Origin of the sequence: Rhizobium sp. S163 (genome assembly GCF_030380805.1) — a bacterium.
GTDB lineage: Bacteria > Pseudomonadota > Alphaproteobacteria > Rhizobiales > Rhizobiaceae > Rhizobium.
Genome location: NZ_JAUDSA010000014.1, coordinates 309,466 through 330,177 on the forward strand (window position 1 = coordinate 309,466; position 20,712 = coordinate 330,177).

Genomic DNA, 20,712 nt, shown 5'->3' on the forward strand with positions numbered 1-20,712 from the left:
CGACGCGCGACCGCCGCTTGCCGGCATACTCGCCTACTCCCTAACCAACGCGCCGACCAAGACACTGACCAGAGAACTGGCCAGAAAACTGGATTGTCGCCCCACCGACAGGTCGCGGCGTCGATAATCCTTTATCCCCTTTCCTTCCCTCAACAGGAAATCCGGCCTAGCGCCGAAGGTTGTCAGAAAATGAGCATAGAAACGGACTACGCGGCTTCCCAGCCAAAGAGCGGCAAACTGAAAATCGCGGTCGGCATTGCGGCGGTCGTGGTTGTCGTCGGTGCGATCGCGCTGGACACAAAGGTTGTCCATATCGGCTCCGAAAACGACGTGCGCCAGCAGGCGTTCTCCTCGCAGACCTACGGCGTGGAGCAGTTCCCGAAGATCGCGGCTGATGTCGAGAAGCGCGCGGTCCCAGCTGCCGAGCTTGCACCGGCCGCCCTCGCCGACAAGAAGGCAGCGGGCGAGAAATACGGCGTCGCAACGACCACCGGCCCGGTTCTGCCTGTGTCGTTTACCGGCGTCGTCGGCGAGCGCAAGGGCAACATTAACGAAGTGAAGGTTGATGGGCTGCCTCCCGAAGTCGTCATTCGCATGCAGACCGGTCCAGCTATCAACGGCACCGATCTACGCGATGCAACGGGCGCAATCGAGTTCGGTCAGTTCACCAATCAGATTGAGTACCAGGACGCCGGTTCGGCAATCAACAACGAGATGAAGAAGGCAGTACTCGGAAGCATCGACCCCGCTCAGCTGACCGGCAAGACGGTCACTGTCACAGGCGTCTTCAAGCTCATCAACCCGAAGAACTGGCTCGTCACCCCCGTCAAGGTTGAAGTCAAATGAGCCAGGCAAGCCAACGCCAGATCAAAGGTGAGATCGGTGAGGTCGTCCTCAGCGCCCGCAACGTTGCCAAGACCTATGGCAGCGTGCAGGCCCTCAAGGGCGTGAACTTCGACATCCATCGCGGCCAGGTCACCACGCTGTTCGGCGAAAATGGTGCCGGCAAGTCAACGCTGATGAAAATCCTGTCGGGTGTCGTGCGCCCGACATCGGGTGAGATCATCCTCGACGGACAGACCGTCAACTTCGTGTCGTCAACGCATGCCCGCGAATGCGGCATCTCGATCATCCACCAGGAACTGAGCCTGGCGCCCAACTTGAGCGTCCGCGACAATATCTTCATGGGGCGCGAGATCATCACGGCCGGAACCGTCGATTTCGCCGAAGAAGAGCGTCAGACCCGCGCGCTGCTCGAAGAGCTGGAAGAGGACATCGATCCGCTGACCCCCGTTGAGGATCTCCGCCTCGGCCAGCAGCAGATCGTGGAAATCGCCCGTGCACTGTCGGTTAATTCGCGTATCCTGATCATGGATGAGCCGACGTCTGCGCTCAGCGCCACCGAAGTCGAAGTGCTCTTCAAGGTCATCCGCGACCTCACCAGCCGCGGCGTATCGATCGTCTATATCTCGCACCACCTCGAAGAGGCGCTGCAGATCACCAATCATGCAGTGGTTCTGCGCGACGGCACCATGACAGCCTATGCCGAACGCAAGGACATCGATCTCGAATGGATCGTCCGCAACATGGTGGGCGAGAATTTCGACCTCGGCAGCCCGCCTGATTGCTACGAGATGGGCAAGGTTGCGCTGTCGATCAAGGAACTCACCGTTCCCGGCCCTTCCGGTGCTGCCTATAACGCGGTCGACCGCCTGTCGCTCGATGTGCGCGCTGGCGAGATCGTCTGCATCTATGGCCTTATGGGCGCCGGACGTACCGAGCTTCTCGAATGCGTGGCCGGACGCCTGCACGCCAGCGGCGGGCACATTCTTCTCGAAGGCCAGGACGTCGCCGGCCTTAGCATTGCCAACCGGATCGCAAGTGGCCTCGGCCTCGTGCCCGAAGACCGCCAGCGCGACGGTCTGGTGCAGACGATGACTGTCGGCACCAACCTGTCGCTTGCCAGCATCGGCGCTTTCACCAGGGGGCTCTTCACCTCGGGTGGCCGCGAGCGCGAACTGGTCACGGATTCGATCCGTAAGGTTCACATCAAGACCGACGGTGGCGCGGCCGCCATCGGATCGCTGTCCGGCGGCAACCAGCAGAAGGTCGTTATCGGCAAGATGCTGGCGACGCATCCGAAGGTCATCCTGCTCGACGAGCCGAGCCGAGGCATCGACATCGGCGCCAAGGCCGAGGTGTTCAAGCTTCTGGCCGAACGCGCCAAGCAGGGGCTGGCGGTGATCTACTCCACCTCGGAGGTCGCCGAATGCCTGAGCATCGCACATCGCATCATCGTCATGCATCGCGGCAAGATTTCCGCCGAGTTCAGCTCTGACGTCACCAAGGAAAAGATCATGGCCGCCTCTGGCGAAGCAGTGGTCGCGCACTAGCCCGGAATTATGGAGCACTGATTATGTCAGTCACTGAAGCAAACGACAAAAAGACGGTTTCGAACGGGCCACGGCGGGATTTCAATATCATTCGCCTGCTGCTGGAAGGTCGCGCGTTCTTCGCGCTGATCGTCATCATCGCGGTCTTCTCCTTCCTGTCGCCTTACTATTTCAGCCTCAACAACTTCCTGATCATGGCCTCGCACGTGGCGATCTTCGGGATCTTGGCGATCGGCATGCTGCTCGTCATCTTGAACGGCGGCATCGACCTTTCGGTAGGCTCTACGCTGGGTCTCGCCGGTTGTATCGCCGGCTTCCTGATGCAGGGCGTGCAGCTTCCCACCTTCGGCGTCATCCTCTACACGCCGGTCTGGGCGGTCGTGGTCCTGACCTGCGCGATGGGTGCGCTTGTTGGCGCCGTCAACGGCGTGCTGATCGCCTATCTCAAGGTTCCGGCCTTCGTCGCCTCGCTCGGCGTTCTATACGTCGCTCGCGGCATCGCGCTTCTGATGACGAACGGTCTGACCTATAACAATCTTGGCGGTCGCCCCGAACTCGGCAATACCGGCTTCGACTGGCTCGGCTTCAACCGTCTCGGCGGCATTCCGATCGGTGTGCTCGTGCTTGCAGCTCTCGCCATCATCTGCGGAATCGTGCTCAGCAAGACCGCTTTCGGTCGCTGGCTCTATGCGTCCGGTGGCAATGAACGCGCTGCAGAACTGTCGGGCGTTCCCGTCAAGCGCGTCAAGATCCTCGTCTACGTGTTCTCCGGCGTCTGCGCGGCCATTGCCGGCCTGGTCCTTTCCTCCCAGCTGACGTCCGCCGGTCCGACCGCCGGCACCACCTATGAACTGACGGCGATTGCTGCCGTGGTCATCGGCGGTGCCGCGCTCACCGGCGGACGGGGGACCGTACGCGGCACCATGCTCGGCGCCTTCGTCATCGGCTTCCTGTCGGACGGCCTCGTGATCATCGGCGTCTCGGCATACTGGCAGACTGTCTTCACCGGCGCGGTCATCGTTCTCGCCGTTCTCATGAACAGCATCCAATACGGGCGTCGGGTTAAATCCTCCTGACGCACGCTGCAGACCTTCTCCGCAACAACGCGGAAAGCACCGCCGGGAAGCCGGCACCACACGAACTCATCAATGGGAGAGAGACTATGTTTAAAAAGGGCATGCGCGTTCTTCTGGCAGCTGTTGCTGTAGCGCCGATCTTCGTAAGCTCCGCATGGGCAGAGGGCCTGATGACGGTTATCGTCAACGATCCGTCCAACCCCTACTGGCTGACAGAAGGCAACGTTGCCAAGGCAACCGCTGAAAAGCTCGGCTACACCGCAACCGTCGGCGCGCACAAGGGTGACACCAACACCGAAAGCAACCTGATCGACACCGCGATCACCAACAAGTCGGTTGCCATCATCCTCGACCCGGCAAACGCCGATGGTTCGGTCGGCGCCGTCAAGAAGGCCGTTGCCGCTGGCATCCCGGTCATCCTCGTCAATGCTGAAATCAACCAGGAAGGCCTGGCCAAGGCACAGCTCGTTTCCAACAATGCACAGGGTGCAGCCATTGGTGCGCAGCAGTGGGTTGAAGCTGTCGGCGACAAGGGCAAGTATGCCGAACTCTTCGGCTCCCCCTCCGACAACAACGCCGCAACCCGCTCCAACGGCTACGAATCGGTCCTGACCCAGTATCCGGATCTCGTGAAGTCGGCCAAGGAAGTCGCCAACTGGGATCGTACCCAGGGCCACAACAAGATGCAGTCGATGCTCCAGGCAAACCCTGACATCATCGGCGTTATCTCCGGCAACGACGAAATGGCTCTTGGCGCGATTGCAGCCCTGAAGGAAGCCGGCAAGCTCGCAAACGTCAAGGTTGGCGGTTTTGACGGTTCGCCTGACGCAGTAGCCGCCATCAAGGCCGGTGACCTGCAGTACACCGTCCTGCAGCCAGTCGCCGTCTTCTCTGAAGAAGCCGTCAAGCAGGCTGACAACGTCATCAAGAACGGCAGTACCGGCGCAAAGAGCGAAAAGCAGCTCTTCGATTGCCTGCTGATCACCAAGGACAACGTCGACAAGTACACGGCGCCCTTCGTTCTCGAGCAGTAAGACACGGAAGGGGACGCCTTAAGGAGGCGCCCCCTTTTTCCTCCACAGTTGCGTATCTTCGCGATACAACGCGCACATCAGTCGTTAGAGCGCAGAGGCCATCGTGACACAGAAGATAGGCGCAGGCGCGCTCCCCATCGACGAATTTCCAAGCGACAGCCGACAGACGCGTCAGCTCGTGCGCCGGCAGATGATTGCCGAGGCTGTGATGGCGGAAGGACAGATGCGGATCGAGGATCTGACCGATCGCTTCGGCATCAGCCTCATGACCGCGCATCGCGATGTCGACGACCTCGTCAGCCGCGGCCTGTTTCGCAAGACGCGCGGCGTGGTGACGGCAGCCGCCTCCAGCCTGATCGAATCCAGCGACGTCTACCGCTCCGGCCGACAATCGGCGGAAAAGAACATGATCGCAGCGGCCGCCATGCAGTTCGTCGAGCCGGGACAGGCGATCTTCTTCGATGATTCCACCACCGTACTGCCGATGGCAGACCACCTGCCCGCGAAGGTTCCGATCACCGCGATCACCAACTCGCTGACGCTGATCAACGCTTTGAAGGGCATGCAGGACCTGACATTGCTGGCGCTCGGTGGGCAATATTACAACTGGTGCAACGCCTTCGTCGGCCGCACTACCGTCAACGAGATCCACCGTCTGCGCGCCGACGTCGCCTTCATCTCCATGTCGGCGATCACCGACGATCTGGTATTTCACCAGTCGCCTGAAATGGTCGACACGAAACGCGCCATGTTCGACTGCGCCGCCAAGCGCATCCTTCTGGCCGACCACACCAAATTCGAGCGGCGCGCCCTGCATCGCTTCGCAGCCCTTAGCGAATTCGACGTCATCATCGTCGACGACAAGACGCCCGCCGTCCACATCGACCGCATGCGATCACGGGATATCAACGTGATCATCGCGCGAGAGGACAAGGCGCGTCTGCGACCCCATCAGCCGGAGTAAAGCCTGAATGCCAAGTCTGCTTGGAATAGATAGCGGCCTCACCGTCACCAAGGCCGTGATCTTCGACGTCGACGGAACGCCGATCGCCGTTGCCCGCCGCCGCGTGACCCAGTTCATACCGCATGCGCGCCATGTCGAGCGCGACATGTACGAACTCTGGACACAGACGGCCGATGCCATACGCGAGGCGATCGAACTCAGCGGACGCCCGGCCAGCGACATCGCCGCGATCGCGGCTACCGCGCATGGCGACGGCATCTACCTCACCGACAAGTCCAACGCCCCTCTCGGCCGGGCGCTGCTGTCGCTCGACAGCCGGTCGGTCGATATCGTCGAGGCTTGGCTTGAAAGCCCGCTGGCCGACGAAGCCCTTGAACTGACCGGCCAGGTTCCGCATGTATCGGCGCCATCAGCACTGCTTGCCTGGATCAAGAAGCACGAGCCGGCTCGCTACAAGGAGATCGGCCATGTCCTGTCGTGCAAAGACTGGCTGCGGTTCTGCCTGAGCGGCGTGATCGGCACCGATCGCACCGAGGCGAGCACCTCCTTCACCAATGTCCGCACGCAGGACTATGATTTCGATGCCCTTCGATTGTTCGGCGTCGAGGAGATGGCCTCCGCCTTGCCGCCGATTTCGCGTTCCGACGAGATCATCGGCTATGTGACCGCTCAAACGGCCGCGCGCACCGGCCTGGCGGTCGGGACACCCGTCGTTGCGGGCCTGCACGATGTCACTGCCTCCGCGCTCGGCTCCGGCGGCTATGCAGACGACGTGGTTGCCGTCATTGCCGGCACCTATTCCATCAACGAGACGCTGTCGTCGCATCCGCGCATGGACCGCCGCTGGTTCTGCCGCAACGCCATCGAGCCCGGCCAATGGAACAACATGTCGATCTCCCCGGCGTCGACGGCCAACTACGACTGGTTCCTCGATACGCTCTGCGCCAGCGAACGCCAGAGCGTCGAGGCATCCGGGGGTTCGGTGCACGCACTGCTTGCTCCGGAGATCGAGGCAGCCTTCGAGCGTCCTCTGACAGCACTCTTTCACCCCTATCTCTTCGGCTCGCCCTATGGCGCGGCCGCTAGCGCCGGTTTCTTCGGCCTTGGCGGCTGGCACAATCGCGGCGACATGCTGCGCGCCGTGCTGGAGGGCATCGCCTTCAATCACCGCATTCATGTCGACGCCTTGCGTGATGGTTTCACCTTCAGCGAAGCGCGCCTTGCCGGCGGGATCTCGCGCAACAAGCGCGTGGTGCAGATGTTTGCCGACATCCTCGCCATGCCGGCGACCGTGACGGAAACCGACGAAGCGGCGGCATGGGGTGCTGCCCTTTGCGCCGGCGCTGGCGCCGGTCTCTATGCAAGCCCTCGGCACGATCCACGCGACACGGCGGCCATCGCACACCGCTGCTATCCGGATGCTGCGCGAAGTGCTGCCTACCAGGAACGGTACGACCTCTTCCGCGAAATCGCCGATGCCATGGCGCCCATCTGGCCGAAGATCAGCAAGCTTACCGCAGGCAAGCCAACGGCTTGATATATGAACCGCGCCCGCCGGGCACGGTTTGCAAATGACATTAGCAGGACAATTTCAGATGATCGATATTTCCGCCGCCAATACGCTTCGTTTCCAAGATCTCGGCGCAGTCAAGGACATTGACGTCGTCATTCTCGGCGCGGGTATCAACGGCGCGGGTACATTCCGCGATCTTTGCGTGCAGGGGATCGATTGCCTGATCGTGGACAAGGCAGACTTCGGGTCCGGCACGAGCTCGGCCCCGTCGCGACTGATCCATGGCGGATTGAAATATCTCGAGACCGGCGAGTTTGGGCTGGTCGCGCAATCGACGCTGGAGCGCAATCTGTTGCTGCGCAACGCGCCGCATTGCGTGGAGCCGCTTCCGACCTTCATTCCCGTTTTTTCATGGACACGAGGCATATGGGCGGCGCTCAGGACGTTGACCGGCTCGACCACGGCACCGCGCAGCCGCGGCGCAGTCCTCGTGAAGATCGGGCTGCGGATGTACGATTTCTTCGGCGCCCGCAACCGGGTGATGCCGAACCATCGCTTTCTCCTCAAAAAGAAGGCGCTCAAGGAGATGCCGCATGTCACGCCCGCCATTGTCGCGGGTGGCATCTATTACGACGCCAAGATCAGCCGCCCGGAACGCCTGGTCTACGAACTCGTGACGGACGGCCTGCAGGCCAACGAGCACGCGCTGGCGACCAACTTCACGGCGCTGATCTCGTCGGAAAACGGCGTGCTGACCTTCAAGCGCGCCAATGGCGAGACGTTTTCTGTTCGTCCGAAGTTGGTCATCAACGCCGCCGGACCATGGATCGATCATGCCAACGCCTCGCTCAAAGCGCCAACCAAGCTGATCGGCGGCACCAAAGGTTCGCATATCCTGCTCGACCACCCCGAACTGGTGAAAAGCCTCAATGGCCACATGATCTACTTCGAGGCCGATGACGGCCGCATCTGCCTTGTCTACGACTATCTCGGACTTGCCATGGTCGGCTCGACCGACATTCCGGCGAGCGACCCGGAAAACGTCCGGTGTGAGGAGACGGAAATAGAATATTTCATCGAGAGCGTGCGCTCCCTTCTCCCTTCGCTACGCTTCAGCCGCGACCAGGTTGTCTACACCTATAGCGGCATTCGCCCGCTGCCGGCCTCTGATGCCGCCTCGCCGGGCCTTATCAGCCGCGATCACTCCGCGCCGGTGTTGGAAGCAACAGCCGAGCGTCCCTTCGCTGTTGTATCCCTGGTCGGAGGAAAATGGACGACGTTCCGTGGCTTCTCCGAGGAAGTCGCCGATCTCGTGCTCAGTCGGCTGCAGCGCCCACGCCGCCAATCGACGCAGCAGCTGGCAATCGGGGGCGGACGGCAGTTTCCTGGTGACGCCGCTCAGCGCCGGGCCTGGATTGACGGCGCAGTTCAAAAGAGCGGGATTGATATCAAACGCGCCGATACGCTCCTGTCGCGATATGGGACCACGGCGTCCGCGATCCTCGACCACGCTGCAACATCACCCCATCGCGACAGCGAGCGGCTCTCGAATGCCGAACACTACAGTCTGCTCGAGATCGACTGGATCGCCAGAAAAGAGTTCGTGGTTCATCTCTCCGATATCGTCCTTCGCCGGACGACGATCGCGATCGAAGGCGCCTTGACGATGGCTGGCCTGAAGGACATGGCTAAGGTTGCGGCGGCAGCACTTGACTGGGATGTGGCACGCGCAGAAGCGGAAATCGATGACGTCAGGACGACCCTTCGCGATTTCCATGGGCAGGATCTCAAGCGCGCGGATTGATCCAAGGCTTTGCTAGGCGAGACGTGACATCGCCTGCCCGTCAGACTTGTAATGCTGACCAAACTCCCGCAATAGCCAGGCGGCCGAATGACGGTCGACCGCCTTGTGAAACAGGTAGCCCTGCCCCAGCATGCAGCCGAGCGCCCGCAAATGTTCGGCTTGCATCTCGGTTTCTATTCCTTCGGCGACCACACGGATGCCGAGCTTCTCCGTGATCCCCATTAGGCCTTCGATGATCACCGCGCCTGCATCACCGGGCACGAGCCGATCGACGAAAGATTTGTCAATCTTGATGATGTCAACGGGAACGGTCAAAAGATGAGTCAAAGACGCAAAGCCCGTCCCAAAATCGTCGAGCGCAACGCGCAGCCCCCTGGATCGCATGGCCTTGATCTCGTTTGCCACGACATGATCGCCCTGGCCGAGGTAGACGGATTCGGTGACCTCGATGATGACATGCTTCAGCGGGATACCCGCTGCGGCGAACGCGCTGCACAGCCGCTCCTGAAGATGGCCGGCATGGAAATCCGCAGCCGACAGATTGATGCCGACATGCTGGAACGGCAAGCCCAAATCGAGCCAGTGGCGAACATCGGCTGCAACACGTGACAGCATGCGCTCTGTCAACTCAGACGCTACCTGCGCGTCCAGTGTCGCATCATGGAAATTCGCAGCCGACACGACTTCCCCGGCCGCAGTCGTCATCCGGCAAAGCGCCTCGAAACCGACGATCTCGCGGGTGTCCAGGCGCAGGATTGGCTGATAATGAGCATCGATGCGGTTTTGCGCCAGGGCCACACTGACGTCGCGAATGGCGCGGAAGCGCCGCGTGAGTGCAGTCCCCAGCCCCGTATGGTAAGGCGTATATTGACCACGGTTGCGCTCCTTGCCGTGATAGAGGGCCACGTCCGCATTGTGCCGAACCTGCTCGGGCGTCTCGTCGATCTCGGCGATCGCGCCGCCGACGCTGGCGGCGGGAAAGACCACGTGACCATCGCACTGAGCCGGCCTCTTGATCTCCCGCACGATGTCTTCTGCTTTTGCGGCAAGGTCAGGCTCAGGACCATCATGCAGGATGATGGCGAACTCATCGCCGCCCAATCGGAAAGTCGCTTCGCTAGGCATGGTGGCCGCCATTCGGCGCGCGACGACCTGGATGAGTGCATCCCCTGCTCCGTGGCCGAATGTATCGTTGACCAATTTGAGATTGTCGACATCAACAAGCAACATGCCCCAGCTCCGATCTGCGGATCGGTGCTGCTGTTTGAGAACCTCGTTAAATCGCGCACGATTGGGCAGCCCGGTCAGCGCATCGGTATAGGTGAGCGCTTCACGCTCGAGCGCGCGCTCGTTTCTTTCCAGGGCAATCGCGCAAAGATGGACGCATGCGTCGACGACATCGCGCTCGAGTTGGCTGGGACCCCGCTTCTCGCGAAAATAAAACGCGAAGGTCGCCAGAACGCAATCGCCGCTCATGATCGGCGTCGACCAGCAGGCCTTGAAGCCGAGTGGCAAAACCAGAGCCTTGAAATCCTGCCACCTGGCATCGTTTTCGATGTCGGTCACCGTAACCGGCACGCCATGATAGGCGGCCGTTCCGCAGGAGCCGGCGAGAGGACCAATGGCCAGATTATCGATCGTTTGAGAATAGGCCGGGGGCAGCGATGGTCCGGCGAGCGGATGCATGTGGCCATCCTTAACCGCCAGCACCGAACAAACCGTCCAGGGGATCGCTGCCTCCACGCGTACACACAGCGCATGGATGACTGCGCTCAGCGGTTCGCCTTTGGCGATCATTTCAAGAATGGCGTTCTGCAGCGTCAGCATGATTGTCCCACTCGAGATTACGAAACCCATAGTGGCATGCTCTTGTTCAAATCGGATTGAATGCATCATTAAACTTCTATCTTTGCACTCTATCTAAATAAGGCTCTCCTCATTTTTCTTCCGGCTACCGCTCCTTCACGTAGACATTGGCCTCGACCGCAGCTGCAATGAACGCATTTCGTGCCTCCGAGGGCGGTCTCTTGCCGCTTAGAACCTGCTGGCAGGTGCGTTTTGCGGTTTTTAGACTTCGCCCGCGATCGATCGGCCACGCCGTATTCAACGCGGTCGCAGCTTCGCTTGTGTTCGTTACCGTTCGAAATTCGCCGTATCTGCTCGCTTGGAAGTAGATCGGCCGGCTCCACCGTTTCGGGTCCATAACGCAATACCTCCGATATCGGTTAACGCACGTGTGGTTGTGTCGTTCCAATATTTCAACGTCAGCGTTGATGCCGGACAACCAAAGAAGATTTTAAGCAACTGTGCTTCGCCGGTCATAGCGCCCCGGTCGATTCGCGTTACGGTGGTGCGAAACGGGGGCGAATATAATGACAAAGACAGTCTGGCCGAAAGAAGCACTGACATCGGAAGCGCTGGAAATGCTGGATCGCATACTCACGCATTGGTGCGTCGAACAGAATTGCGACGCGAACAGCGACCGTGGACAGGCGACAGCCAAGGCGCTGATTGATTGGTTTGAGTTTGGCGTACAAGACGAAAACGAATTGGCGCGACTGGCACGCGACGAACTGCCGCTGAAGTCCTAGTCTCAGGCAGACCTCGTCGCAGATTGCCGGCATCCAAGATTGAGCAGCAAGCATTTCGTGCGCAAAGCATAATTTGTATCCGTCCCAACAAATGCTGAGAGAGATGCCGACTGGACAGAGAGGGAGCAAAAAAATCTCTTGGGTGTGATGCATTGCAATATGCATCTCCCTTCCTATGGACTATCCCTTGTTTCCGGCCGCATTTGACTGCTCCTCCCAGCGGTAGGGTGGCCGTATACATGAAAAAGGATAGCGCCCCACATGACCAACACTCTTATTGAATCCATCAAGAAGCGCCGCAGTCAGTATGCTCTCGGCAAGACACTGCCGATTTCCCAGGAAGAAACCACCAAGCTGATCCAGGAAGCCGTCAAGCACACGCCGTCTTCCTTCAATTCGCAGAGCTCGCGTGTTCTGGTTCTCTACGGCGCAGAAAGCGACAAGCTCTGGGGCTTCGTGATGGACGCACTTCGCAAGATCGTTCCTGCCGACGCGTTTGAATCGACCGAAAAGCGCATCAACAGTTTTGCCGCCGGCGCCGGCACCGTTCTCTTTTTCGAAGACCAGGACGTCGTGAAGGGCCTGCAGGAAAAGTTTGCGCTTTACGCCGACAATTTCCCGATCTGGTCAGAACAGTCGAGCGGCATGGCGCAGTTTGCCGTTTGGGCAGCGCTTGCCGGATCCGACATTGGCGCCAGCCTGCAGCACTACAATCCGTTGGCCGACGCTGAAATTGCAGCCGCCTGGAACATCCCTTCCTCGTGGAAGCTGCGCGCGCAGATGCCGTTCGGCGCCAACTCAGCCGCCTTCGGCGAAAAGGCGTTCATGGACGACAGCGATCGCTTCAAAGTCTTCGGCTGATACTTAGTTCCGGCGGCGCCATGCGCCGCCGGCTTCTCTGCCTGGTCGGGAACGGCTGTTGGGTGGGTGAGTTGACAGGGAGACAGCTACTTGGATCGTCTCGAATGCGACCGCATGTTCGTTGCCGTCATCGACACGGGAAGCTTTGCTGCTGCAGCGGTGCGTCTCGGCACCAGCAGCGGCCAGGCTTCAAAGCTGGTTTCGCGCCTCGAAGCAAGCCTGGGCGTACAGCTTATCATGCGGACGACGCGCGCGCTTTCCCTTTCCGAGGCCGGACGCTCCTATTACGAGCGCGTGAAATCGCTTCTTGAAGAATTCGACGCGCTTGATGCCTCCGTGCGCAACGCCTCGCGTGCACCATCGGGCCGGTTGCGGATTACCGCGCCAATCACTTTCGGCACGACGCAGCTCACGCCCATCCTCAATCAGTTCGCGATGGCTTTCCCCGACATCAACCTCGACCTCAGTTTCTCTGACCGGACGGTCAATCTTGTCGACGAAGGATTTGATGCCGCCGTGCGCATCGGGCGCCCCGAAGATAGCAGTCTGATCGCGCGCAAGCTTTGCGCCGCGCGCATCGTCCTCGTCGCCGCCTCCTCATATCTCGACGAACGCGGCGTACCCCTGACGCCGGCGGATCTCACGGCTCACGATTGCATCATCGATACCAACTTTCGCGATCCGCTTACCTGGCGGTTCCGCAACAAGCCCGGTTCGGAGCCGCTGTTGGCCGAAGTCCGGGGACGCATTCAGTTTTCGAATGCTGAGGCCTGCGTTGCCGCAGCCGAAGCGGGCTTGGGGATCGCACGTGTGCCAAGCTTCGTTGCCGGCGCGCGACTTCGTCTTCAGGCGGTGCGCCCCTTGCTGTCCGATTTCGAGGATGAGCCGCGCGGTCTTTACGTGGTCTATCCTCCTGCCCGACATCTGGCACTTAAAGTCAGGGTGCTCGTTGATTTCCTGGCCGACGCCTTTCGCGGGCAACCAGCATGGGACAAGGGCTGGTCGTGATTGCTTCCATTTTGGAATGAATTATTCTCTTCATGAGTGGATAATCAGCGATCTGGAATTGTGTCATATCAAACTCCAACACCGCGCAAGAACAGATCAGGAGTTCAATCATGCTCGTGGATGGCAAGTGGTCTGCCGATTGGCACCCCGTGCAGGCAACTGACGCTAAGGGCGGCTTCGTCCGGCAGATTTCGGGTTTTCGAAACTGGATCACCCCTGATGGCAGTGCCGGGCCGACCGGTGACGGCGGTTTCAAGGCAGAAGCCGGCCGCTACCATCTCTATGTCGCGCTGATCTGCCCCTGGGCCTCGCGCACGCTGATCGGCCGGGCACTGAAGAAGCTGGAAGATGTGATTTCGGTATCGGTCGTCGAACCGGCCCTCTCCGATCAGGGCTGGCGTTTTGGCGATTATCCGGGCGCCAATCGCGATGAGCTTAACAGCGCCACCTATATGCACGAAATCTACACCGGCGCCGACCCGCATTACACCGGCCGCGCTACCGTGCCCGTGCTTTGGGACAAGGAACGCCGCACCATCGTCAACAACGAGTCGGCAGATATCCTGCGGATGCTCAATTCCGGCTTCGGCGCGCTTGCCGATCGCGCGATCGATCTCTACCCGGAAGATCTGCGCACCGAGATCGACGCCCTTAACGGGCGCATCTATCCGCAGCTCAACAACGGCGTTTATCGCACCGGCTTCGCGACCACACAAGTTGCCTACGAGGAAGCCTTCGCCGACGTCTTCACGATGCTCGACGAACTGGAGGCGCGCCTCGAAGGACAGCGACCATTCCTCTTCGGCACGCGACTGACGGAGGCCGATGTCCGCCTCTTCGTAACGCTCATCCGCTTCGACGCTGCCTATAACGGGCTCTTCAAGTGCAACTTGCGCCGGCTGGCGGATTATTCCAACCTCAGCCGTTACGTCGACAACATGCTTGCGATACCCGGCATCCGCCAGACGGTCAGCGTCGATCATATCAAACGCGGCTACTACTCGATCAAGGCGCTGAACCCGACGGGCATCGTGCCTGTCGGCCCGCAGCTTCCATTCGTGATCTGAGAGGAAATGGCCGTGTCGACGATTGCATCGCATATGCTTGTTATCATGCTCCATGGCGTTGGTTCGAGCGGCGCCGATCTTGCGCCCTTAGCCAATGCCTGGAAAGACACACTTCCAAGTGCGGTGTTCGCTTCACCGAATGCGCCGAGCCCATCGAGTTTCGGCGCGGGCTACCAGTGGTTCAGCGTGTCGGGTGTGACCGAGGACAACAGAAGCGGACGTATCAAGGAGGCGCGCCAGGCTTTTGACGACACTATCTCGGCGATCATCAAGGAAAACGGCTTCGCCGATCGGCTCGAGCGCGTCGTTCTGGTCGGCTTCTCGCAGGGCACCATCATGGCGCTCGACGCCGTGGCGTCCGGGCGCTGGCCAGTCGGCGCCGTCGTCGGCTTCTCCGGTCGCCTCGCCTCGCCGCTTCCGCTCGCGCCCGCGGTCAAGACGCCGGTACTCTTGGTGCATGGCAGCGCCGATCCGGTCATTCCGGCGACTGAAACGACGCGTGCCGCCGCGGCTCTTCAGACGTTTGGCATGAACGTAGAAACGATCATCGTTCCCGGGCTCGGCCATACGATTTCGGCTGACGGCGCTGCACGGGCGGGTGCGTTTATGGCTGAAGCGCTGAAGTGATCCAGACCTCGGAAAGTGAGAGCGTTGCGCCTAGCTCGGCGCAACGCTCTCACTGAAGGCTAGGCCGAAGCCATTACGGCGTATTTCAGATGCAGTAGACCGTCGTCCAGTCTGTCGCACGAGAGCAGCGAAAGCTCGCACTTTCCCGCCAGGCCATCGTTTCCGTACTCGATGACGCGGTCGCTTCCCTTGCGCGCATCGATTGCTGGCGCCACGAGCAGGCTCAGTTCATCAACCAATCCGGCCGCGAAGAACGAGCCATTGACACCAGCTCCGCCTTCCAGAAGCAGCCGGCGGATACTGAATTCGCGTTCGAGTATTTCCAGCAAGCTTGCAAGATCCATCTCTTGATTGTCGGAGACGATGTAAGACACGCGGTCGGCAACGAGTTCAGCGAGGTGCAGATCGGAGACATCCTTGCCGAGCAAAACGATCACATGATCGCCGTCGAAATCACCGCTGTTGAAATGCAGCTTTCCATGCTGATCGACAGCAATCGCAAAGCTCTTGGCTTTCGGGTTGGCGATATGCAGCGATCGATCGACGTCAAAATGTCCCTCCGGCGGATGCGGACCGGCCTTTGACATTTCGGCCATGGTGACGCGGCCAACCAGCCAGCCGTCGGCGTCAAACGTCTTGTGCATGGCCTCATAAGTTGCCGACCATCCGGCGCGATCGCCATCTGGGCTAGCCGTCCAGCGGCTCGGATGAAGGCCGCCGTCGAGCGAGGTGATCATGTGACAGATGACGTGTGGTCTCATGATGCGTCGGGCCCCGCGTAATCCTGATCCGTAACCTTCTCCATCCAGGTGACCGCGGACCCATCTTTCATTTCCGCAATCGCGAGATGGCTCATGGCGCATTTGGACGAGGCTCCATGCCAGTGTCTTTCGCCAGGCTCGAACCAGACGATATCGCCGGGGCGAATTTCCTCGATCACTCCGCCCTCGCGCTGAACCAAGCCCGACCCCGACAATACGATCAATGTTTGCCCCAGAGGATGCGTGTGCCATGCGGTCCGGGCACCGGGCTCAAAAGTAACGGTCGCTCCGCTCAGGTTTCCACTACCACTAAATCGCCCATCAAGGCGTACCGCACCGGTGAAATAGTCATCCGGCCCCTTCGACGATGCCTGCGCGCCACTTGCCGTAATATCCACTGTCGAACTCCTGTGAGCGTTTTGGTTGACGTTCCATTGAGCGAAATAGGCCAGCCAACCATCCACGACTAGGTGCCTCGGAGCGCATGGTGTTATATGCGCGTTTCATGAGCCGCTGTCGCGCGCGTCACCTATGGCGCAGCGCATCCACCAAAAGTGCGAAAGCGGGCGAGGCAAGCCGGCGGCTGGGGTAGTAAAGATGATAGCCGGGGAATGGCGGCGACCAGTCTTTCAAAACTTCGATGAGTTTTCCATCTTGAACCAATGGACCCAAATGGTCGTCCGGCAGGCATGTCAGCCCCAGGCCGCTTATGGCAGCATCTATGATCATGGGCACGTCATTGCAGATGAACTGGCCGTCGACGCGCACGTTGAGCGGTCGCCCGTCCTTCTCGAACTCCCAGGCATATAGGCCACCGAGAGTGGGCAGCCGCAGGTTGATGCAGGTGTGGTGTGTCAAATCATGCGGCGTGTCAGGCTTTGGGTGGCGCTTGAAATAATCAGGCGATCCGGCAACCACCATTCGCAATTGCGGCCCGATCTTGACTGCGATCATGTCCTTTTCGACCCGCTCCCCCAGCCGGACGCCGGCATCGTAACGCTCGGCGACAAGATCAATCAGCCTCTGCTCGATCGAAATCTCAATGCTGATGTCCGGATACTCAGCCATCAGGCGTTTGGCCGCCGGCATGAGAATGGTTTCGGCAGCGTGCCGGCTGGAGGTGATGCGGATCGTCCCTGCAGGCTTCTGCTGCATTGCGCTCAGAGCCTCGATGCGCCCGCGGATATCGTTGAAGGCGGGCCGCAGCGTCTCAACCAGCTTTTCGCCGGCGTCCGTCGGCGAGACATTGCGCGTCGTCCTGGTCAAGAGCCGCACACCCATGCGCTCTTCGAGACGGCGTACCGTATGGCTGAGAGAGGATTGCGATGTGCCAAGCTGTGCTGCCGCACGGGTGAAGCTTCGCTCTTCAGCCACGATGAGGAAAGCAGCAAGGTCTCCGAGTTCGTCGCGCTTCATCCATGAATCCGTCGCATGATTTCACTTGGAATTTAGCATCACAGGCATTGTCATCGCCAGCACTTATTTCCGACTTCGGCGAACCCATTCACATGCCCCAAGATCAAAAATATGTCGTAAGCGCGGGAGAACGCCCATTTATCGGACTACCGATCTTACTCTAGCGTTCTCCGAATGAAGCCGCTCTTCATTAAAATGCCTGCGGCCAACCATGAGACGCGACCAAGAGGTTGCTGCGTTACAACCGCTCATCCTCGTAGATATCCAGCACCATAGGCGGCAGGTTAGAACCCCACCTTGGCAACGATGGCATCGATCAGGACAAGCGCTCAGCCTTGACCCTCATCTAATCTCGTTTCGTGATCTCGCAATAAACGATATCACGGTTGTCACCGAACCAAACCCGCGTTCCGACATCGACGCCGTGCGCACTTTCGCCGGCGATTTTCCACATGTCGTCTTCTGATCTTAGCAGCAGTGGCCAATTCATGAACGTCTCCATGTAGCCGTCCACCGCGGTCTCATCAGAGAAATTTGCAAACAAGAAGCTCCCGCCAGGCTTCAGCATACTCAAGCATTTTCGGGTCAACCTCACGCCGACCTGCGCGGGCAGATAGTCGTAAAGCCCAGCGGCATAGACAAAATCGAACGCCGTCAAATCGTGGCGGTTGCCAAGCAACGATTTGACCGATCCGTTCACGGCTTCGACGGCAGTGCCCCTATAATCACGTGCGACGGTACCGACACTGATCGGGTCCTGATCGAAAGCGACCCATCGCCTTACCCCCCCTTCATTCAGCGCCTTGGACTTTGCCGCCTCGCGCAGATGTCCAGACGCAATCGATAGCACGTCGATTGGCCCTGGGGACTTCTTGGAGATGCTATCAACACGTTCGGCAAGTATGTCACGGCGATCGCGAACCGCGATGGACGACGATGCATTTCTGGTGTGGCTGTAGATCGCTTTGCCAAGATCAGAAGATGCGGCAACCGCAGCTGAACTGTCTCCCGTGCCATAGATGAAATCTAGGAGATGTGCATCGCCCGAGTATCCGCGGGGCTTCTCAAACGACCACCGCGTAAGGGGATCTTGATGCAGAAAATCGGCAACCGGGTGGGATTGAGCGATCAATGTGATTTCGTTCCAGACGCCGACGTGCGAGCGACGGCGCAACGAATGCAGGTCTCGAGTCAATCGCGCTATGATTGACGACGGATCGAGCCCGCCCTGAAACTGCTGCAGTGCAGTTTCCAGAATGAGAGCGAGCTCTGCTCTCGCAACCACCAACTCCGCTGGTTGCTGGATCGTGGCAGATCCATTTCCCCCTCGGAACTGCGCGTCCGTGATCAAGCTTTCCCCATCGAACGCGAAGCTATGTGCCATTTTGAACCCTCATTGATGTATGGTTAATCATAAACACCGCCCAGAAAGAAAGCGACTGGATTCCACACGCGCTGAGGGTAATTTTGCCGTTGTGATTGTGATTCTAATTTAGCAAATTCGTCGAATTCTTAATTAGCTGAACGCGAGTAGCCGACAGTAACGTTTGAAGGGCGCACACTAATGATCAACTATTGCGTGCATATATCCACCGATAACTACGGTCGGTTTGCGTGAGTGTGACTGCGGCGAACGTGCCGGCGCACGACCTAAACATGGCGTACTCATTCGCAGACGCGCGCAGATCGTTGGAAACCGAAAAAGATGCTATCCGGCGTCGTTGGTCTCGCCACGGCTTGTGGGTGGCAGTCGGCGTTTATGTAGGTTTCGCGGCTCCGGACAGTTGGCTTATCCCTGACGTTGCGCCAACGACAATTGCTGCCCGCCTCGTCATCGCGTTCGCAGCACTGCTGGCGTTCGAGGTGCTGCGGATTGCCAATGCACGGACCATCTGGCTGGACGTCACCTGCGCTTCGGCCTTAGTCGTCGGATACATCGGTTGGCTTTGGCCAGCAGTGGCAAGTCATGACACGACAGCTATGTCCTACTACATGATATTCGGTGCTATCTTCATGATGGGCGCGAACCTGTTTTTCAGCTTCTCGTTCCGGCTATCGGTCGCTACCTCGGGGATCGTGCTCCTCGCATTTTTCATTTCCATTTACTGGGTCTTCCCGACGACTCCCACCTATCGCTTGGCGTTCGGCCTATTTTATATCTCCTGCTTCCTGTTCACGTCATTCGTGAATTGGCGATTGAACGTCGAACGAAGCAACGTCCTGCTGAATGCTGCGGAGGCCCGCTATCAGCAATGGGCTGCGACAGAGCGAGGGTTGGAACTTCTCGAGCTATCCAACACCGACTACCTGACCGGCATCGAAAACCGCAGAGCGTTGGACAGACGGCTCGATGAATGCTGGGAAGGCTGGAAGAAACATCGTCGCGTATTTGCAGTGATCTTGATCGACGTGGACTTTTTTAAACGTTTCAACGATCAGTATGGCCACCAGGAAGGCGATCGCTGCCTCACCGTCATCGCCACGTCGCTCAGAGATGTCGTTTCACGCTCGCACGGTACGATCGGCAGGTACGGCGGCGAGGAGTTCATCGTGGTCATGCCTATCGACTCGCCAGAAATGGCGAAGGTGATGGCAAACCGGATAAGACGTGAAGTCGAGGACTTGGCGATCGCTCACACGGAGCGCCCTGACGATCGTTCAGTGGTGACCGTGAGCGTCGGCGTCGCGGTTACGCGGCAACAAAGTGGCGATAAAGTCGAGCGAATTGTTCGAGAGGCGGATTTGGCTCTCTACGCAGCCAAAGCGACCGGACGCAACTGCGTTCGCGTGTTCGATCCGTCGCTTCCTCGTCCAGATGACAGCGTCGGGAAGCTTGTCCCGCTTCTTGCCGCAGCAATTGACCGCAATCTCGTCTCCCTGGTTTATCAGCCGATCTTCGATGTCGATGGCGTTGCGCGAGCGGTCGAAGCGTTGATGCGCTTCAAGATGCCAGATGGCACGGCTGTTTCGCCAAAGATTTTCATCCCGGTTGCAGAACAAACGGGGGCGATCCTGGAACTGGGTCGCTGGGCGATTGAAACGGCCTGCAGGGACATTTTGATGACTGACCGAATGGCAACAGTCAGCGTGAACGTCTCCCCCGTCCAGCTAAAGTCAGCTGACTTCGCATCGAACGTGTCGGATATTCTGAAAGAGTGCGGGATATCTGGGTCACGTCTGGCGCTGGAGATCACGGAAGGGCTGGATATGGAAATGCAGTCGGAGGTATTCAGGTGCATTGCCGACCTGCGGGCGCTCGGTGTCGAAATATGGCTGGACGATTTTGGCTCAGGATTTGCCGGCCTATCTTGGCTACGTGCGATCGAGTTCCAAACGGTCAAAGTCGACAGAACATTTCTGCATGACTGCTCGAATCCGCGTGGGCTTACCATGCTTCAAGACATGATCGCACTCATCCGCAACCGGGGCAATTCGATCTTGGTTGAAGGGGTGGAAACTGCAGCCCAGATGTCGCTCCTCAAAGATCTCCGAATAGATCGCGTCCAGGGGTTCCACTTGGGGATGCCAGTCAGCGCTGATATGTTGAAGGCGGCTTGACAGGCAAGATAGCCCTCACCTTCCACGTCCGTCCTGGCC

19 protein-coding genes are annotated in these 20,712 nt (G+C 59.3%); 13 read left to right on the forward strand and 6 right to left on the reverse strand.

Annotation, left to right across the window (positions count from 1 at the left end; translation table 11 throughout):
- The first annotated feature begins 189 nt into the window (after positions 1 to 189).
- The 7 genes from QTL96_RS14335 to QTL96_RS14365 all read left to right on the forward strand — a co-directional run bounded on the left by QTL96_RS14335 (position 190) and on the right by QTL96_RS14365 (position 8,784).
- The gene (locus tag QTL96_RS14335; protein WP_112944110.1) at positions 190 to 846 is read left to right on the forward strand and encodes a DUF2291 domain-containing protein; all 657 of its coding nucleotides are present in this window, start codon (positions 190 to 192) and stop codon (positions 844 to 846) included.
- Positions 843 to 2,393, forward strand: a complete 1,551-nt coding sequence (locus QTL96_RS14340) for a sugar ABC transporter ATP-binding protein (RefSeq protein WP_289728127.1) — start codon at positions 843 to 845, stop codon at positions 2,391 to 2,393. The genes QTL96_RS14335 and QTL96_RS14340 overlap by 4 nt, the downstream gene beginning before the upstream one ends.
- 23 nt (positions 2,394 to 2,416) lie before the next feature.
- Complete coding sequence (locus tag QTL96_RS14345) at positions 2,417 to 3,469, forward strand: ABC transporter permease (protein ID WP_047503584.1); 1,053 nt, start codon at positions 2,417 to 2,419, stop codon at positions 3,467 to 3,469.
- Between the two features lie 86 nt (positions 3,470 to 3,555).
- Positions 3,556 to 4,503, forward strand: coding sequence for a D-ribose ABC transporter substrate-binding protein (locus tag QTL96_RS14350; protein ID WP_018896948.1), 948 nt, complete (start codon positions 3,556 to 3,558; stop codon positions 4,501 to 4,503).
- Between the two features lie 190 nt (positions 4,504 to 4,693).
- Positions 4,694 to 5,467, forward strand: a complete 774-nt coding sequence (locus tag QTL96_RS14355) for a DeoR/GlpR family DNA-binding transcription regulator (RefSeq protein ID WP_210297336.1) — start codon at positions 4,694 to 4,696, stop codon at positions 5,465 to 5,467.
- A gap of 7 nt (positions 5,468 to 5,474) precedes the next feature.
- Complete coding sequence (locus tag QTL96_RS14360) at positions 5,475 to 7,004, forward strand: FGGY-family carbohydrate kinase (RefSeq protein WP_289728128.1); 1,530 nt, start codon at positions 5,475 to 5,477, stop codon at positions 7,002 to 7,004.
- Between the two features lie 58 nt (positions 7,005 to 7,062).
- Positions 7,063 to 8,784 (forward strand): glycerol-3-phosphate dehydrogenase/oxidase, encoded by a 1,722-nt coding sequence (locus QTL96_RS14365; protein WP_289728129.1) that lies wholly within the window; start codon positions 7,063 to 7,065, stop codon positions 8,782 to 8,784.
- 12 nt (positions 8,785 to 8,796) lie between these two features.
- Here QTL96_RS14365 and QTL96_RS14370 read toward each other — a convergent pair whose 3' ends face one another.
- Positions 8,797 to 10,614, reverse strand: coding sequence for an EAL domain-containing protein (locus QTL96_RS14370; protein WP_289728164.1), 1,818 nt, complete (start codon positions 10,612 to 10,614; stop codon positions 8,797 to 8,799).
- Between the two features lie 121 nt (positions 10,615 to 10,735).
- Positions 10,736 to 10,987, reverse strand: coding sequence for a DUF982 domain-containing protein (locus QTL96_RS31280; RefSeq protein WP_113199019.1), 252 nt, complete (start codon positions 10,985 to 10,987; stop codon positions 10,736 to 10,738).
- A gap of 169 nt (positions 10,988 to 11,156) precedes the next feature.
- Here QTL96_RS31280 and QTL96_RS14375 point away from each other — a divergent pair, with 169 nt between their 5' ends.
- From QTL96_RS14375 to QTL96_RS14395, 5 genes are all read left to right on the forward strand, one after another.
- Positions 11,157 to 11,375, forward strand: coding sequence for a hypothetical protein (locus QTL96_RS14375; RefSeq protein WP_289728130.1), 219 nt, complete (start codon positions 11,157 to 11,159; stop codon positions 11,373 to 11,375).
- 261 nt (positions 11,376 to 11,636) lie between these two features.
- Complete coding sequence (locus QTL96_RS14380; RefSeq protein ID WP_112972791.1) at positions 11,637 to 12,236, forward strand: nitroreductase family protein; 600 nt, start codon at positions 11,637 to 11,639, stop codon at positions 12,234 to 12,236.
- 90 nt (positions 12,237 to 12,326) lie between these two features.
- Positions 12,327 to 13,244 carry a LysR family transcriptional regulator gene (locus QTL96_RS14385; protein WP_113199021.1) on the forward strand — a complete coding sequence of 306 codons (918 nt, stop codon included), beginning with the start codon at positions 12,327 to 12,329 and terminating at the stop codon, positions 13,242 to 13,244.
- Between the two features lie 110 nt (positions 13,245 to 13,354).
- The gene (locus QTL96_RS14390; RefSeq protein ID WP_112822733.1) at positions 13,355 to 14,311 is read left to right on the forward strand and encodes a glutathione S-transferase family protein; all 957 of its coding nucleotides are present in this window, start codon (positions 13,355 to 13,357) and stop codon (positions 14,309 to 14,311) included.
- A gap of 12 nt (positions 14,312 to 14,323) precedes the next feature.
- Positions 14,324 to 14,938 carry a dienelactone hydrolase family protein gene (locus QTL96_RS14395; RefSeq protein ID WP_289728131.1) on the forward strand — a complete coding sequence of 205 codons (615 nt, stop codon included), beginning with the start codon at positions 14,324 to 14,326 and terminating at the stop codon, positions 14,936 to 14,938.
- Between the two features lie 59 nt (positions 14,939 to 14,997).
- On the opposite strand, the gene QTL96_RS14400 is transcribed toward QTL96_RS14395, so the two are convergent.
- From QTL96_RS14400 to QTL96_RS14415, 4 genes are all read right to left on the reverse strand, one after another.
- A complete protein-coding gene (locus QTL96_RS14400; RefSeq protein WP_289728132.1) occupies positions 14,998 to 15,699 on the reverse strand; it encodes a RibD family protein in 702 nt (233 codons plus the stop codon).
- Positions 15,696 to 16,097: a cupin domain-containing protein gene (locus QTL96_RS14405; RefSeq protein WP_289728133.1), complete on the reverse strand. Its 402-nt coding sequence runs from the start codon at positions 16,095 to 16,097 to the stop codon at positions 15,696 to 15,698. The genes QTL96_RS14400 and QTL96_RS14405 overlap by 4 nt, the downstream gene beginning before the upstream one ends.
- Positions 16,098 to 16,224: 127 nt before the next feature.
- A complete protein-coding gene (locus QTL96_RS14410; RefSeq protein WP_112822756.1) occupies positions 16,225 to 17,115 on the reverse strand; it encodes a LysR family transcriptional regulator in 891 nt (296 codons plus the stop codon).
- Between the two features lie 346 nt (positions 17,116 to 17,461).
- A complete protein-coding gene (locus QTL96_RS14415) occupies positions 17,462 to 18,499 on the reverse strand; it encodes a class I SAM-dependent methyltransferase (protein ID WP_289728134.1) in 1,038 nt (345 codons plus the stop codon).
- Positions 18,500 to 18,771: 272 nt separating this feature from the next.
- On the opposite strand from QTL96_RS14415, the gene QTL96_RS14420 reads away from it, so the two are divergent.
- Positions 18,772 to 20,673, forward strand: a complete 1,902-nt coding sequence (locus tag QTL96_RS14420) for a GGDEF domain-containing phosphodiesterase (protein ID WP_289728135.1) — start codon at positions 18,772 to 18,774, stop codon at positions 20,671 to 20,673.
- Positions 20,674 to 20,712: the final 39 nt, after the last annotated feature.